We start from the raw sequence: 14,487 nt of genomic DNA, 5'->3' as shown, positions 1-14,487 counted from the left end.
CCAGTACCAGAATAACGCGATTCTGGATACCAGCTTAACGGCGCGCGAGGCTGGGTCCTATGCGAGCTTGGAACGTTGACGCACAAGGCCTGCGTCTCTCTGAAGTGCCGGAACCCGCGCTGCAAGGCGGTGGCGTAGTCGTGGAGGTGCTCGCCGCGCATCTCCCGGCCTACACGAACGCGGTGGTGACCGGCGGTCGCGGCGGACTGCCGGTCCCATTGATCCTCGGCCCGTCGTGCATTGGCCGCGTGACCGCCGTCGCGCCGGACGTCTTCCATGTCGCGCCGGGCGACATCGTGCTGGACACCGCGCTGCTCAACGCGGGCGACGGCGACGAAATCCTGGTCGGCTGGGTCGGCCTCGGCGCCTCCGGCAGCAACGAGCGCACGGACCGCATGCGCGAGGTGTGGCGCGACGGTGCCTTCGCGGAGAAAGCGTTGTGCGCCAAGGAAACGATGGTCATACTGCCTGGAGCGGAGAATTACCCCGACCCGGCGCGGCTGGCGTTCCTGCCATGGCTTTGCGTTGCCGCGGCTGGCCTGCACACCGCGGGTTCGCTGGCTGGCCGCGACGTCGCGGTCATCGGTGCGACCGGTCAGATGGGCGGGGCCGCGGTGCTGCTGGCGCTGGCGGAAGGCGCGGCGACGGTGACGGCGGTGGGGCGCAACAAAGCGGCGCTCGACCGCCTGGCCGAACTTGGCCCGCGCGTGCGTACCCACCAGCTGACCGGCGATCGCGCCACGGATGCGGCGGCGATCGGTCCGGTCGACGTCGCCCTCGACGCGCTCGGTGCCACCCCGACGGCGGACGCGACGATGGCCGCCTACGACAGCCTCCGGGTGGGCGGGACCCTCGTGCTCGTCGGCGGCGTACGCCAGGACTTGACCATCCCGTACGGCGAATTCATGCACCGCCGACTCACCCTGCGCGGCTCGTGGATGAGCGACGACGAGACGGTGCGGACGGTGTGGCACCTCGTCCGCTCGGGGGCGCTGGACCTCTCCGCCGTGGAGCTGCTGAAGGTAGGCCTGGACGATCCGGAATCCGCTCTCGACCTGGCGGAACGCACATCCGGGCTGAGCTTCGTCGCCCTGCTCCCCTAGTAACCGCCGCCGAGTTTCGAGTGGTCCCAGCTCGCGATCTTCGTCGGACGCAGGACGAGCCCGACCCGCTTCGGGGCCTGCCGTTCGATGAAGGTCCGCAGCTCGTCCGGAACCGGCGCACCCGGTTCGGCCCCGGAGTAGCGCATCATCAGCGCGATCCCCATGGCCGTGACCTGCTCGGTGTCCTCGACGAACTCGACGTCCGCCTCGAAGGAGAGCCCGCGCAGCTGGTCGTACGATTCGCCGCTTTCGATCAGCACGGTGGCCTCGGGCAGCCGGCGCAGGTTCTTCGCTTTCTGCGAGGTGCCATACGTCCACGTCGCGACCCCGCCCTCGTGCGGGTAGTACCAGAGGGCGGTGAGGTGCGGCCTGCCGTTCGGGCCGATCGAGGCCACGTTGATGACCTTCTGCTCGGCCAGGTAGGCCTGCACCTCCTCCGGCGTCATCCGGATCTGGTCGCGACGGGACATGGCGCTCCTCAGCTGCGCTTGGTGGCCGCGCGCCCGCCGTGGCCGTTGACCGACGACTCGAACGCGCCGCGTTCCTCGACGTCCTTCAGCGCGGCCCGGTCCGCCGCCGGCACCCGAGTCCGCGCGCCGAGTTCGACGATCGGCGGCAGGAACGAGCGCAGCAGCTTCAGGCCGCCGACCCAGCGTGGCACGTGGATCGTGCGGGCGCGGCGCAGAATCCCGGCCTCGAGGTCGTCGAGCGCGACGTCCAGCGGGTAGGTCTTGCCGAGCAGGCCCGGCATCCCGGCGCGCAGCTTGCCGAACACCGGGTGCGCGTCGGCGCTTTCGACCAGGTCGGTGCGGATCCAGGTGGGGTGCGCGACGCCGACCTTCACGCCGAGGTGCGCGACCTCTGCGCGGAGGCTGTTGCAGAACGCCTCGACGCCCGCCTTCGCGGCTGCGTAGTTCGCCATGCCGGGCGCGTGCGTGATCGCGGCGAGCGAGGAGATGCCGAGCAGGTAACCGCGGCGTTCGATGACGTGCGGCATCGTCACGCGGAACGTGCGCCACACGCCGAGCAGGTCGACCTCGATCACCCGCTCGAACGCGGCGCGGTCCACCGAGCGCACGAACCCGGCGGTCGCGATGCCCGCGTTGGCGATGACGATGTCTATGCCGCCGAATTGCTCGACCACGCCCGCGGTGACGCGCTCGAGGTCGTCCCAGCTGGTCACGTCGGCTTCCCAGGACTTCGCGCTGGGCCCGATCCGCTTGGCGACCGCTTCCTGTTCGTCGGCCTCGAGCCCGACGAGAGCGACCTTGGCGCCGCGCGCGGCGAGCCGCTCGGCCAGGCCGGCTCCGATCCCGCGAGCGGCTCCGGTGATGAGCACGACCTTGCCGTCGACCTGCTTCTGAGCCACGGTGCCCTCCTGAGCCGGTTTTCGCCTGTCCGGAGGGCACCGTACAACAACCTACCCGCAGTAAGCTACTCCTCGGTAAGTATCAGTTCGACGCTTCGCCCAAAGCGGTGAGTTCGGCGTCGGTCAGGTTCAGCTCGACCGAGGCGAGCAGGTCGACCAGCTGTTCCGGGTTGCGCGCGCTGGCGATCGGCGCGGCGACGGTCGGCTGCTGCCGGAGCCACGCGAGCGCCACAGTGGCGACCGAGGCCTGGTGCGCGGCGGCCACCTCGTCCAGCGCGGCGAGCACGCGTTCGCCCCGTGCGTCGAGGTATTCCAGCGCCCGCGGAGCACGCGGCGAGTCGCCCGGCTCGTCCTTCGAACGGTACTTGCCGGTGAGGAATCCCTTGGCCAGTCCGAAATACGGCAACGTCACCAGGTTCTCCCGGGCGACGAGCGGGGCCAGCTCGCGCTCGTAATCCCGTTCGACCAGGTTGTAATGCGGTTGCAGGGCAACGTATCGGGCGAGGCCGTTCTGGTCCGAAATGGACAGTGCGGAGGCGAGCCGGTCCGGTTCGTAGTTGGAGGCCGCGATGTAGCGGACCTTGCCGTCGCGGACGAGCTGGTCGAACGCGCCGAGGGTCTCTTCGAGCGGAGTGTCGAGATCGTCCTTGTGTGCGTAGTACAGGTCGATGTGGTCGGTCTGCAGACGGCGCAACGATTCTTCGACCGCGGCGGCGATGTTCTTCGCGGAGAGGCCGGGCCGCTGGTCCCCCATGCCGACCTTGGTGGCGAGGACGATGTCGTCGCGGCGGCCGCGCTTGGCGAACCAGTTGCCGATGATCGTTTCGGAACCGCCCCCGCCGCCGTAGGTGTTGGCGGTGTCGAGGAAGTTGCCGCCGGCCGCGGTGTACGCGTCGAGAACAGCGAATGACGTGGGTTCGTCCGCAGTGTGGCCGAAGACGTTGCAGCCGAGGTTGAGGCCGTGGATATCCAGTTCCGTGGTGCCGAGCTTCGTCATGCTTTCGAACCTAATCCGGCCGGAGCGGGAGGAAAACCGGGTTCTCGCGCGTTGGGCGGGACATGGCTATCGAACTGGGCAAGCTAGGCGTGTGGCGGATGTCGGCCGCGGTGGACAGCGCGTTCGCCGCCGAGGTGGAGAAACTGGGCTACGGCACCATCTGGCTCGGCGGTTCTCCCGGCGGCGACCTGGCGATCGTCGACGAACTGCTGGCCGCGACCGAGCGGATCAAGATCGCGACCGGGATCGTGAACATCTGGGCCGACGCGCCCGAGAGCATCGCGCGGGCCTTCCACCGGATCGAGCGAAAGCACCCGGGCCGGTTCCTGCTCGGCGTCGGCGCGGGCCACCGCGAGCACACGCAGGAGTACAAGAAGCCGTACGCGGCGCTGGTCGACTACCTGGACGCGCTCGACGCGGCCGGCGTGCCCACGCAGTCGCGCGCGCTGGCCGCGCTCGGCCCGAAGGTGCTCGAACTCGCCCGCGACCGCACCGCGGCCGCCCACCCGTACCTGACCACCCCGGACCACACCCGGGCCGCGCGCGAGATCATCGGCTCCGGTGCGTTGCTCGCGCCCGAGCAGAAGGTCGTCTTCGACACCGATCCGGAGCGGGCGCGCGAGACCGGCCGCAAAACGGTGCAGTTCTATCTCGGCCTGTCCAACTACACCGCGAACCTGCGCAAATACGGCTTCTCCGAGGAGGACATCGCCGGGAAGGGCAGCGACCGGCTGGTCGACGCGCTGGCCGTCCACGGCGACGGAAAAGCGCTGGCCAAGGGCCTGCAGGCGCACCTCGACGCGGGCGCGGACCACGTCAGCGTGCAGTCGCTGGACGAGGATCCGTTCCCTGCCTACCGGGCAATCGCGGCCGAGCTGCTCTGAATCGCTCCAGTCGGTTTCGTCTCGTGTGAGGTAGGGCCGGTCGCCCCGGCCGGTCCACCTCGTACGATGCCGCTGTAGAAGCCAGTCGTCTCGAGGAGGAACCGATGCCCATCGCCACCCCCGAGGTGTACGCGGAGATGCTCGACCGGGCGAAGAAGGACGAATTCGCCTACCCGGCCATCAACGTGACCTCGTCGGAAACCGTGAACGCCGCGATCCGCGGGTTCGCCGAGGCGGAGAGCGACGGGATCATCCAGTTCTCCACCGGCGGCGCGGAGTTCGCGTCCGGGCAGAAGGTGAAGGACATGGTCACCGGCGCGACCGCGCTGGCCGAGTTCGCTCAGGTGGTGGCGGCGAAGTACGACGTCAACGTCGCGCTGCACACCGACCACTGCCCGAAGGACAAGCTGGACGGCTTCGTCCGCCCGCTGATCGAGATCTCCGCCGAACGCGTACGGGGCGGCGGCCTGCCGCTGTTCCAGTCCCACATGTGGGACGGTTCGGCGATCGACCTGGACGAGAACCTGAAGATCGCGCAGGAGCTGCTCGCCAAGGCGGCGGCGGCCAAGATCATCCTCGAGGTCGAGATCGGCGTCGTCGGCGGCGAGGAAGACGGCGTCGCGCACGACATCAACGAGAAGCTGTACACCGCCGAGGGCGACTTCGTGAAGACGGTCGACGCGCTCGGCGCCGGCGAGAAGGGCCGCTACCTGCTGGCCGCGACGTTCGGCAACGTGCACGGCGTGTACAAGCCGGGCAACGTGAAGCTGCGTCCGGACGTGCTCAAGCGCGGCCAGGAAGTGGTGTCGGAGAAGCTCGGCCTGGCAGCCGGCTCGAAGCCCTTCGAACTGGTCTTCCACGGCGGTTCGGGCTCGCTCCCGGAGGAAATCCGCGAGGCGGTGTCGTACGGCGTGGTGAAGATGAACGTGGACACCGACACGCAGTACGCGTTCACCCGTCCGATCGCGGACCACTTCTTCAAGAACTACGACGGCGTGCTGAAGATCGACGGCGAGGTCGGCAACAAGAAGGTCTACGACCCGCGCAGCTACCTCAAGGCCGCGGAGGCCGGCATGGCGGCCCGCGTGGTCGAGGCTACGCAGGCGCTGGGCTCGGCGGGCAAGAAGCTGGGCTGACGGGTTTTCTGGCGGGAGGCCGTCTCGACCTGCTGTCGGGGCGGCCTTTCTGCTTGGTTCTGGAGTCGTAACGAGGGAGGAGCTCCATTGACCTACACCGGAGTGGTGACGACCGGCGGTCCCGCTGACGTGCGGGAGACCAGCGGCCTGACCATCTCGAAAGTCTCCGTCGGCACGATCGACAACAACGCGTACCTGCTGCGCTGCCGTGCCACCGGCGAACAACTGCTGATCGACGCGGCGGCTGATCCGCAGACCCTGCTAGCCCTGATCGGCGACGGTGGTCTCGCTTCGATCGTGACGACGCACCAGCACTGGGACCACTGGATCGCGCTGGAGGAGGTCGTCGAGGCAACCGGCGCCCGTACTTATGCTGGCCGCGACGACATCGCCGGGATCAAGGCCCGCATCGACGTGCCGGTGGACGACGGCGACATCATCCGCGTCGGCGAGGTCGAGTTGACGGCTCGGCATCTGGTCGGTCATTCGCCGGGCAGCATCGCGCTCGTTTATCGCGACCCGGAAGGCATTCCGCACGTCTTCACCGGGGATTCGCTTTTCCCGGGCGGAATCGGGAACACGGAGAAGGACCCGGCTCGCTTCGCGTCGTTGCTGAGGGACGTGGAGGAGAAGATCTTCGGCGAATTGCCCGACGAGACTTGGGTTTACCCCGGCCACGGCAAGGACACGACACTGGGCGCGGAGCGGCCGAGCTTGCCGGAGTGGCGCGAACGCGGCTGGTGACCGGCATCTTCTGTCCAATTAGGACCGAACAGTAGCCCACCAGAGGAAGTCGCGGGCGCGGGTCGCGGCGACAAGCCGTTGCCGGTTCCGCAGCTCGCGTTTTTCTTGTTCGGTCGCAGGGTCTTCCGGCTCCGAGGGCAGGAAGTCCACCACCAGCACCGCGCGGAAATCCAGTCCTTTCGCCTTGTGCACGGTCCCCGCGTACAGCCGGTCGCCGGTTTCGCCGGTGTGTTGTTCGATCGGCTGAGTGGCGACACCGGCCGAGTCCAATAGTTTCCGGCACTTGAAGGCATCCTTGTTGCTGAAGGCGATCAGCGCGCTCTCGCCGTGCGGGACGTCGAGGTCTCGCACCGCGGCGGTCAATGCTTCCGGCAGTTCGGATTCGGTGCCCTCCCAGGACTTCGCGATCCCGCCGTCGTTGACCGCCGCCGCGTCGCGCAGGGCGACTCCGGCCGCTCCGTCGAGGTCGTCTACCTCGTTGAGGGCCGCGATCCGCCGGGCGAAGTCCAGGATTCCGGTGCGGTTGCGGTAGTTGACCTTGAGCACCTCGCCCCGGCCCTGAACGGGGATGCCGGCGTCGGAAAGCCGCCAGCCGCCCGGGTAGACCTGCTGCTGGCCGTCGCCGACGAGCAGCAGCTGGTTCGGTCCGTCTCCGGCCATCCGGAGAAGCAGCCGCAGGCCGGTCAGCGTCATGTCCTGCACCTCGTCGACGACCACGGCGGCGTACGGCTCTTCAAGCGGCCGCTGCTCAAGCTCCTCCAGCGCGCGAGTCAGCAGATCGTCGAAATCGTGCGCGTTCCGCTCCGCGAGATTCTTCTGGTAATCCTGATAAACCTGCCAGACCGTCGCGCGCTGGCGATGGTCGAGGCGTCGCCGCCGCCCGCGCCGGATTACCCGCTGATACTCGTCGAGGGTCTTGATGCCTCGGCCCTTGATCACCCGGTGCACCTCGTCCGCCCAGTAGTTCGGCACGTCGTCCGGCAGCGCGCCGCGGTGCGCTCCCCAGGCGAGATTGAACGAGGTCTCGAAGGAAATGTTCAGGTGGATGTCCCGGCTGGCGAGGAAAGAACTCGCCCACGAGTGCAGGCTGACGAACTGCGCCCGGTCCGCCATCTCCGGGGCCAGCCGGCGAAACGCGGTCTCGCTCACCGGCGGCAGATTCCGCACGAACGTCGTGAACAGCAACGGACCGGTGCTGCGCCGCCCCGCGTGCCGGAGTCGGTGCAGCGCCACCACGGTCTTGCCCGTGCCCGCCGGTCCGCTGATCCGGGCCGGACCGCCGTAATTCCGCGTCGCCAGCGCCGCCTGGTCCGGGTGCAGGAACGTCATCCAGGTGTCGAACGGCCGCTCCACCGCCGCAGCCAGCTCGTTCTCGGCGACGCTTTCCGCGGAGAGCAGCTCGAACGGCTCCGCTTCCGCGGCCGGCACCTCGATTTTCGGCCAGTCGTACCCGTCCAGCACCGGGCGCAGCGCACCGGCGATCCGCGCGGCTTGTTTCGTGGTCAGATGCACGGCGTCGCGCCGGAAAAGCTGATCGAGCCGGGAGGCGGGAAGCGACCAGAACGGCCCGGCATTGCGCGGTCCGGCCGGGGAATTCGGAGCGCCGATCACGACCGGGGTGACCGCGCTCGCGGCGACGCGCCGTTCCCCGGGAAGCGACAACGCGGCGAACCGCTCGTCGACCTGGCGCAGCACCGCCTGCATCGTCCTGGCATCCGGCGCTGGATCAGCGACAACAATCGCGAACACTCCGACCCGGCCGATCAGGTAGGCGTCCGCCGCCGGGGCCGCGCCAGTGTGCACCGCGAGCTGCCAGCCCTCCGCGGTTCGGGCGACCAGTTCGGTGAACACGTTGCGCTGCAAGGAAGTCAGCTGGGGATACCGCTCCGACACCAGGTCTGCGGCAAGCTGCCGCTTTCGGGCGTGCGAACTGAGCGCCACGAAACCCCCTCCCCGAGGTTACTGCTGGTATCCGCAGTATTCCGAAAAGCAATCAGCTCGGGGCGCTCATGATCGCAAATCACTCGAATGGCAGCGCCGCGTCAAGCCGCGACCGCACGCCGAGAAGCCCACTGCTCAGCCCCAGCCCACAATGCGAACACCGCCACCACGGCGACCAAAGCCGTCCAATACGCGACCGGCGGCGCCGATTCCGTCTGCTGTTCCCCGAGCAGCCAAGGCCGCAACTGCGACTGCACCCAGAACGCGCCGTACCCGAGCCCAGTCACCAAAACCGCTCCGGCCAGCGCAGGACGCGGCAGGAGGAAAGCCAGATCCACCGCGATCCCGACGGCCAGCAGATAGAACGGCACCGTCGACACCGGGAAGCCCAGCGCCAGCAGCAGCGGCCACATCACGCAGCGGTACGCGACATACGCGCCGGCCACGGTCAGCGCGGCCCAGCGGCGTCCGACGGTTTTCCGCGCCAGCACGAGGATCAGCGCCGAAACCCCGATGCCCCACAGCGGGTACACCCACTCCGGGATCGGCATCGTGAAGTGCACGACCGCGGCCCGGTCGACCGGGTGGCCGATCTGGTTGGCGGCGAAGGAAAGCAGCGACGGCTCGGCCTCGGGCGTGCCGCGTTCCCAGGCGCGCAGGCCGAGGATCCCGTACTCCTGCTGGCCGTTCGGGAAGAAGGTGTTCTCCAGGAAGAATGCCCACAGCGCGAGCAGCACCCCGGTGCGGAAGCGTCCCGGCGGGGACAGCCGCAGCCAGCCGAGCAGGACGCCCGCCTGCATGATCCCGGTGCCGAGGTACAGCATCATGTGCGACGGGCTCCACGCGGTCAGGTCGAGGCCGTTCACGCGGTGGTTGATGACGTCGAGCGGCGCGGCGACCAGGAACACGATCAGCCCGGCCTGCATGAGCCGCAGCGAGCGCCGGTCGCAGCCGAGGCCGGTGTAGCTGTGGATCGCCACCAGCACGACGATGATCACCGTGCCGACGGTGTTGATCAGGTGCGGCGGGGCGAGGTCGTCGCGCAGCCACTTGAAGTGCCACGACATGTCCCACGACGACCCGAGGAGCTTGAACGCGAACGCGGTCAGCCACATGCCGTAACAGAACCGCAGCACCCACGCCGGAGTCGGCTGCCCCGGTGCGCCGCGGTGCCAGTGCGTCGCGAAGAAAAGCCTGGTCTTGCCCACGGGTCCGCGCGGGACCGCGGGGCCGGCGACGCCTTCAACCGCCTTCGTCATAGGCGCCATCATTCCCTGCCGCAAGAGGACGCGGCGGGAGAAGGGGCAAAAACCGGGGTTCACCCCTACGGGTGGCGGACTTGCCCTGGCACCATCCGGCACGGCAGGGTGTCGGCCCATGATGCCGAAACGAGCTGTCGCCGCCGTGCTGATCGCAGCACTCGTTCTGGCCGGCGGAGGCGTGCTGACCAGCCTGTTCCTCTGACCCGCGAGCATCGTGGGCACAATGGCGGCATGACGCACAACCTGCTGGGCCCCGAGCCCACGCTGCTGCCCGAGCACACCGAAGCGCAGGCCGCGCTCGACTCCGGGACGGACCCGACCTCCGTGGCCGCCGAACACCCCGACTACAGCGAGGCCTGGGCCGCGCTCGCCGAACGCGCGCTCGCCGACGGCGAGACCGTCGCCGCCTACGCCTACGCCCGCACCGGCTACCACCGCGGACTCGACCAGCTCCGCCGCGCCGGCTGGAAGGGCTTCGGCCCGGTGCCGTGGGCGCACCGGCCGAACCAGGGTTTCCTGCGCGCGCTCGCCGCGCTCGGCACCGCCGCGGGCCGCATCGGCGAGTCCGAGGAGTACGAGCGCTGCAAGACGTTCCTCGCCGATTCCGACCCGGCCGCGGCCGAGGCGACCGGTCTGAAGTGACGCGGGCGGCCGGTCGCGCCCTGGCGAAAACCGGGGCGCGACCGGCCGTTTGCCCACCTTCGGGTGACAGCTAGAGGTGTTCGCATTTGGTGACACCTACAAAGGCGGCCATGCGAGGCACGGCCATGCTCACCCCCCGGATCCGCACCCTCGGCACCGCGCTGCGCGAGGCCCGGATCGACGCCCGTTTCGGACTGCGCGAACTCGCCCGCCGAGTCGGCACCAACCCCGCGCTGCTGTCGAACTGGGAGCTGGGACAACGAGTTCCCGCGCTGGAGGACGTCGCGGGCATCCTCGGCGCGCTCGGCGTCGTGGGTGCGGAGAAACAACGGATCCTGCAACTGGCGCGCGGCACCGCCGAACCGGGCTGGGTCGCCCGAGGCAAACAGTCCGACCCGGACCATCTCGGCGGGCTGCTCGCCTGCGAACGCGCCGCGACGTCAGTCGTCGAATGGCAGCCGCTTCTCGTGCCGGGACTGCTGCAGATCCCGGATTACGCGCGGGCGCTGTTCCTCGCCGACGGACTGCCGCTGAAGGACGCGGAACGCCAGGCGGAGATCCGGATGATGCGCAGGCCGCTCGTGGTCGGCCCCGGCGCGATTCCGTGTGAGGTGCTGCTGGGCGAGGCAGCGTTGCGCAATCCGGTCGGCGGGCCCGAGACGATGGCCCGGCAGCTGCGGTTCCTCGCCGATCTCATGGCGACCTCCGCGAAGCTGTCGGTCCGCGTCGTGCCCGCCGGCCACGGCGGCCATCCGGGACTCGCCGGTCGGTTTTGCGTGTACCACGTGGAGGTCGGCGACCCGATCGTCTACTTCGAGCACCAGTACTCGGGCGCCTTCCTCCTCGACGAGGGGACCGACACGTACTGCGAGGTCGCGGACCGGATCCGCGACATCTCCCTGGACTCCCGCGCCTCGGCGGCGTTCGTGCAGCGCGTCGCGCGGGAGTTCCGGGAGATCGCGCAGGGGAAACGGCGGGAGGGGCCTAGGAATATGTTCGGTTAGCCGGTACGTCGACCGCGATCCGCAGTTCGCTCTGCAGCAGGTTCTTCGACACCGAGAACCCGTGCCGCAGATAAGCCGGGATCGCGCGATCCGAGGAATGCACGGTCACCCGCTCCAGCCCGAGTTCCGCGGCCAGCCGCAGCGTCGCCTCGATCAACAGCCCGCCGACGCCGCTGTCGCGTGCTTCCGGCACGACGTACACGCATTGCACGTCGCCGCAGATCCGCGAAAAGTCGTGCGGCGTCGGCACTCTGGGGGTCAGCGCGAGGAACGCCATCCCGAGCACGCGCTCGTCTCGCACCGCCACCAGACAGCGATGCGTTTCGGCGTGTGCGCGGGCCCAGTCGGCGAACTCGCGTACGAACTCGTCCCGATTACGGTGCGGCAGCCCGTCTTTCTCCGCGACCCACCGCCAGCGCAACGCGGCGACAACGGCGAGTTCGTCGTCGCGGGCGGGGCGGATCCCGATGAGCGGTACAGCAGTCATGTCGAATTCCCGGCGGTCGCGAAGGATGGACCCGGCCGGCCGGGGGAGGGTGCCGGCCGGGTCCGAGGCCGTCAGGCGACCGCCGCGAGTTCCCGGGCCGGGTTGACCGAGCCGACGACCCGGTTGCGGCCGCTGTTCTTCGCCGCATACACCGCGGCGTCGGCCGCGGCCATCACTTCCTCGATGCTCGTCCCGTCCAGCGGGAACGCGGCCACGCCGATCGACGCGGTCCGATTCTCGATCGAGACCGCCTCGCCCTCGTTCGTCTGGGTCGGGATCACCAGCTCGCTGATCCGCTGCCGGATCCGTTCGGCGGTCACGATCGCGTCTTCCTTCGACGTCGACGGCAGCAGCGCCACGAACTCCTCGCCGCCGAACCGGCCGACGAGGTCGTGTGCCCGCGTCTCCTGCTTCACCACCGCGGCGACGGCTTTGAGCACGTCGTCGCCGGCGAGGTGGCCGAACGTGTCGTTGATCCGCTTGAAGTGGTCGAGGTCGATCATCAGGGCGCCGAAGCTGCCGTTCTCGCGCTCGGCGCGGGAAATCTCGCGCTGCGCGCCGTCCTGCCAGGTGGTGGCGTTGAGCAGCTGCGTCTTCTGGTCCGTGGTCGCGAGTTCCTCGAGCCGCTTGATCAGCATCGATCGCTGCAGCACGTACAGCGGCAGGATCACCAGCACCGACAGCAGCGGTTCGTGGCTCAGCACCATCACGAGCAGCCCGCCGACGCACAGGGTCGCCAGTTCCAGCAGGTTGTCGTCCATCGTGCCCAGGCATGATTCGGCCGTCGCCTTCGCCGGGTCGGTCAGGTACAGGCCGAGGCCGGTCAGCGCGGTGTTGACCAGGAAATACCCGAGCGCACCGGCCACGACGGTGGTGACGCTGTGGCCGTCCGTGAGGTGTCCGGCCAGCGCCGCGCCGAAACCGGACAGGATCATCGTGGTCGCGTTGGCCGCGACGCGGTGCGCCTCGCCGGGGCGCGTGCCGTTCCAGCTGCGGAACGCCAGGTAGACGTAAATGATCACGCCCAGCGCGGCGACCAGCTGCGGCGGCACCAGCAGCGCGGCCGGAAGCAGCCACACCGACGTGACGGTGATGTGCGGGCCCTGGCTCAGCATCCGGCGCTGCCGCTCGATCTGCCGCGTGACCTCGGTCTGCGCGATCGCCAGGCCGGCGAGCATGCCGAGGATGCCGAGCTGGTGGAGGCTGACCGGGAACACCAGCGTGCTGACCACGGTGAGCACCACCGTGACGGCCATGCTCGTCAGCGTGACCGCGACCCACTGCCGCGGCCTCGACCAGAGCGACCACCGGGAAACCGCGTCGCGCAGCCCCAGACCAGAAAATTCCCCCGATGTGACCATTCTTCCCCCCGGGTCTTGCGCGGATCGACAGTGACACTCGCCTTACGCACAGTTTCAGACCGTTTGCCGCCTGTCCACAAGGGCCTTAGGTGTGTACATTTTTCCCGAACACGCCGGATGAAGGGTGACCAGCGATGCGCAGCAAGGAACAGTGACCGCGTAGCAGCACCGCAAGGTCGCGCAGGTCAGGGCCTCACGCGCGGGGCATGTCGGGGTATTCAGGCAGGCTCGGCGCGTGTGGCTTCCTTCGCTGACCCCTCTTCGGCCTGCCCGGAGACACTCCGCTGCCACGCGATCGCGAGCGGAATCGTGATGAGCAACCCGGCCAGCCCGAAAATCCCGACGGTCGTCTGAGCGCTCACGTGGTCGGCGATGACCCCGCCGATCAGCGGAGTGACGCCCATCGTCGTGGTCAATCCGGTGTTCGACAGCCCCATCGTCTGCGCCCGGCTCTCGTCCGGGACCGCGACAGTCAGCGACGCCGTCGCCTGCAGCAGCGCGATCGTGCCGAAGCCGCCGGAGATCACGAACAGGAGCACCGAGACGATCGGACCCGGCTGCAGGAAGCAGAGCAGCAGCGGGATCGCGGCGAGCGCGGTCATCGGGCCGATCAGCTTCGGCCGGATCCCGGCGGGCACCCAGCGCGTGTAGACGAAGGTGAAGATCACGCTGCCCACCGGGTCGGCGGCGAGCAGCAAGCCGATCATGGTGGATCCGCCGCCCGAGGAAGCGACGTACGGCGCGGCGATGCCTTCGTATACCGGCATCAGCCCGGCGAGCCACGTGAAGACCATGAGGGACCGCAACGCGCTGGTCGCGAAGGCGACCCGGCCGCCCGCGCTGAGCGAGGAGAAGAACGGCTTGCGCTTTTCCCCGCTGGCGGCCGCGGGGCGGGCCTTCAGTCCGAAGCGGAGGAAGAGCGCGGAGAGGACGAACGTGCCCGCGTCGAGCACCAGGGCGAGGCGGGCGTCCATCGCGAGCAGCAGCGCGCCGCCGCCGGCGAAACCGAGCAGCTGCGCGGATTGGACCGTCATGCTCCGGATGCCCATGCCGACCACGAACCGGTCACCTTCGAGCACCTGCGGGAGCAATGCCAGTTGAGACGCCTTGAACGGCGGATTCAGCAGCGAAACGCAGCCGACGAGCACGCATAGTGCCCAGAACGGCAGTCCCGGAATGGCAACGCACAGAATCAAGGCCGCGCGCGTGAGGTCCACGGTGACCATGACGGCCCGGCGTGGGAAGCGGTCGGCGAGTCCGGTGAGGAAGATGCCGCCCAGCAGCGACGGGAAGAACGTGAGCGCGTAGGTGAGGCCGGTCAGCGTCGCGGAACCGGTGTTGGCGTAGACGAGGACGGACAACGCGACCCGGGCGAGCTGGTCGCCGGCGATCGACAGCAGTTCGCCGAACCACATCGCGCGGAACTCGGCGACTCCGAACACCTCGCGGAACGTGACCCGGTGTGGTGCTGTCGTCATGCGTGTACTCCCCGCTGCTGTGTGCGGACTGTGCCGCACTAGTGACCAACGGGTGACCTTAGATCCTCCTGGTCACGGG

General features: G+C 69.0%; 14 protein-coding genes. 6 read left to right on the top strand and 8 right to left on the bottom strand.

Annotated elements, in window-relative coordinates:
- Positions 1 to 104 precede the first annotated feature (104 nt).
- Complete coding sequence (locus tag SSMG_RS37580; RefSeq protein ID WP_234392785.1) at positions 105 to 1,103, top strand: zinc-binding dehydrogenase; 999 nt, start codon at positions 105 to 107, stop codon at positions 1,101 to 1,103.
- On the opposite strand, the gene SSMG_RS37575 is transcribed toward SSMG_RS37580, so the two are convergent.
- From SSMG_RS37575 to SSMG_RS37565, 3 genes are all read right to left on the bottom strand, one after another.
- Positions 1,100 to 1,573: a pyridoxamine 5'-phosphate oxidase family protein gene (locus tag SSMG_RS37575; protein ID WP_037716190.1), complete on the bottom strand. Its 474-nt coding sequence runs from the start codon at positions 1,571 to 1,573 to the stop codon at positions 1,100 to 1,102. The two genes, SSMG_RS37580 and SSMG_RS37575, sit on opposite strands and share 4 nt — an antisense overlap.
- 8 nt (positions 1,574 to 1,581) lie before the next feature.
- Positions 1,582 to 2,472, bottom strand: coding sequence for an SDR family oxidoreductase (locus tag SSMG_RS37570; protein WP_009084899.1), 891 nt, complete (start codon positions 2,470 to 2,472; stop codon positions 1,582 to 1,584).
- 82 nt (positions 2,473 to 2,554) lie between these two features.
- Entirely contained in the window at positions 2,555 to 3,469 is a 915-nt protein-coding gene (locus tag SSMG_RS37565; protein ID WP_009084897.1) for an aldo/keto reductase, read from the bottom strand.
- Between the two features lie 62 nt (positions 3,470 to 3,531).
- Between SSMG_RS37565 and SSMG_RS37560 the strand changes: the two genes are divergently transcribed.
- From SSMG_RS37560 to SSMG_RS37550, 3 genes are all read left to right on the top strand, one after another.
- Complete coding sequence (locus tag SSMG_RS37560) at positions 3,532 to 4,353, top strand: LLM class F420-dependent oxidoreductase (protein ID WP_009084895.1); 822 nt, start codon at positions 3,532 to 3,534, stop codon at positions 4,351 to 4,353.
- A 104-nt stretch (positions 4,354 to 4,457) separates the two neighbouring features.
- The gene (gene fbaA / locus SSMG_RS37555; protein WP_009084893.1) at positions 4,458 to 5,489 is read left to right on the top strand and encodes a class II fructose-bisphosphate aldolase; all 1,032 of its coding nucleotides are present in this window, start codon (positions 4,458 to 4,460) and stop codon (positions 5,487 to 5,489) included.
- A gap of 87 nt (positions 5,490 to 5,576) precedes the next feature.
- A complete protein-coding gene (locus SSMG_RS37550) occupies positions 5,577 to 6,233 on the top strand; it encodes an MBL fold metallo-hydrolase (RefSeq protein WP_009084891.1) in 657 nt (218 codons plus the stop codon).
- 18 nt (positions 6,234 to 6,251) lie between these two features.
- Here SSMG_RS37550 and SSMG_RS37545 read toward each other — a convergent pair whose 3' ends face one another.
- On the bottom strand, positions 6,252 to 8,174 hold the full coding sequence (locus SSMG_RS37545) for a UvrD-helicase domain-containing protein (RefSeq protein WP_009084889.1): 1,923 nt from the start codon (positions 8,172 to 8,174) through the stop codon (positions 6,252 to 6,254).
- A 101-nt stretch (positions 8,175 to 8,275) separates the two neighbouring features.
- Positions 8,276 to 9,433, bottom strand: coding sequence for a hypothetical protein (locus SSMG_RS37540; protein WP_009084888.1), 1,158 nt, complete (start codon positions 9,431 to 9,433; stop codon positions 8,276 to 8,278).
- A gap of 234 nt (positions 9,434 to 9,667) precedes the next feature.
- On the opposite strand from SSMG_RS37540, the gene SSMG_RS37535 reads away from it, so the two are divergent.
- The gene (locus tag SSMG_RS37535; RefSeq protein ID WP_009084886.1) at positions 9,668 to 10,078 is read left to right on the top strand and encodes a DUF3151 domain-containing protein; all 411 of its coding nucleotides are present in this window, start codon (positions 9,668 to 9,670) and stop codon (positions 10,076 to 10,078) included.
- Positions 10,079 to 10,188: 110 nt separating this feature from the next.
- Positions 10,189 to 11,082, top strand: coding sequence for a Scr1 family TA system antitoxin-like transcriptional regulator (locus SSMG_RS37530; RefSeq protein WP_037716186.1), 894 nt, complete (start codon positions 10,189 to 10,191; stop codon positions 11,080 to 11,082).
- Here SSMG_RS37530 and SSMG_RS37525 read toward each other — a convergent pair.
- The 3 genes from SSMG_RS37525 to SSMG_RS37515 form a co-directional block, all read right to left on the bottom strand.
- On the bottom strand, positions 11,063 to 11,569 hold the full coding sequence (locus tag SSMG_RS37525) for a GNAT family N-acetyltransferase (protein ID WP_009084883.1): 507 nt from the start codon (positions 11,567 to 11,569) through the stop codon (positions 11,063 to 11,065). The two genes, SSMG_RS37530 and SSMG_RS37525, sit on opposite strands and share 20 nt — an antisense overlap.
- 71 nt (positions 11,570 to 11,640) lie before the next feature.
- A complete protein-coding gene (locus tag SSMG_RS37520; protein WP_037718634.1) occupies positions 11,641 to 12,825 on the bottom strand; it encodes a GGDEF domain-containing protein in 1,185 nt (394 codons plus the stop codon).
- Positions 12,826 to 13,148: 323 nt separating this feature from the next.
- The gene (locus SSMG_RS37515; RefSeq protein WP_037716184.1) at positions 13,149 to 14,408 is read right to left on the bottom strand and encodes an MFS transporter; all 1,260 of its coding nucleotides are present in this window, start codon (positions 14,406 to 14,408) and stop codon (positions 13,149 to 13,151) included.
- Between the last annotated feature and the right edge of the window lie 79 nt (positions 14,409 to 14,487).

The organism is Streptomyces sp. AA4 (assembly GCF_000158875.1).
Classification (GTDB): domain Bacteria; phylum Actinomycetota; class Actinomycetes; order Mycobacteriales; family Pseudonocardiaceae; genus Amycolatopsis.
This window is presented reverse-complemented; position numbering and strand designations above follow the sequence as displayed.

Bases quoted from the DNA above. Each gene is read 5' to 3' on its own strand.
- SSMG_RS37560 (WP_009084895.1), top strand. From the start codon at position 3,532: ATGGCTATCGAACTGGGCAAGCTAGGCGTGTGGCGGATGTCGGCCGCG.
- fbaA (WP_009084893.1), top strand. From the start codon at position 4,458: ATGCCCATCGCCACCCCCGAGGTGTACGCGGAGATGCTCGACCGGGCG.
- SSMG_RS37515 (WP_037716184.1), bottom strand. From the start codon at position 14,408: ATGACGACAGCACCACACCGGGTCACGTTCCGCGAGGTGTTCGGAGTC.
- SSMG_RS37565 (WP_009084897.1), bottom strand. From the start codon at position 3,469: ATGACGAAGCTCGGCACCACGGAACTGGATATCCACGGCCTCAACCTC.
- SSMG_RS37535 (WP_009084886.1), top strand. From the start codon at position 9,668: ATGACGCACAACCTGCTGGGCCCCGAGCCCACGCTGCTGCCCGAGCAC.
- SSMG_RS37575 (WP_037716190.1), bottom strand. From the start codon at position 1,573: ATGTCCCGTCGCGACCAGATCCGGATGACGCCGGAGGAGGTGCAGGCC.
- SSMG_RS37525 (WP_009084883.1), bottom strand. From the start codon at position 11,569: ATGACTGCTGTACCGCTCATCGGGATCCGCCCCGCCCGCGACGACGAA.
- SSMG_RS37530 (WP_037716186.1), top strand. From the start codon at position 10,189: ATGCGAGGCACGGCCATGCTCACCCCCCGGATCCGCACCCTCGGCACC.
- SSMG_RS37540 (WP_009084888.1), bottom strand. From the start codon at position 9,433: ATGACGAAGGCGGTTGAAGGCGTCGCCGGCCCCGCGGTCCCGCGCGGA.
- SSMG_RS37520 (WP_037718634.1), bottom strand. From the start codon at position 12,825: ATGGCCGTCACGGTGGTGCTCACCGTGGTCAGCACGCTGGTGTTCCCG.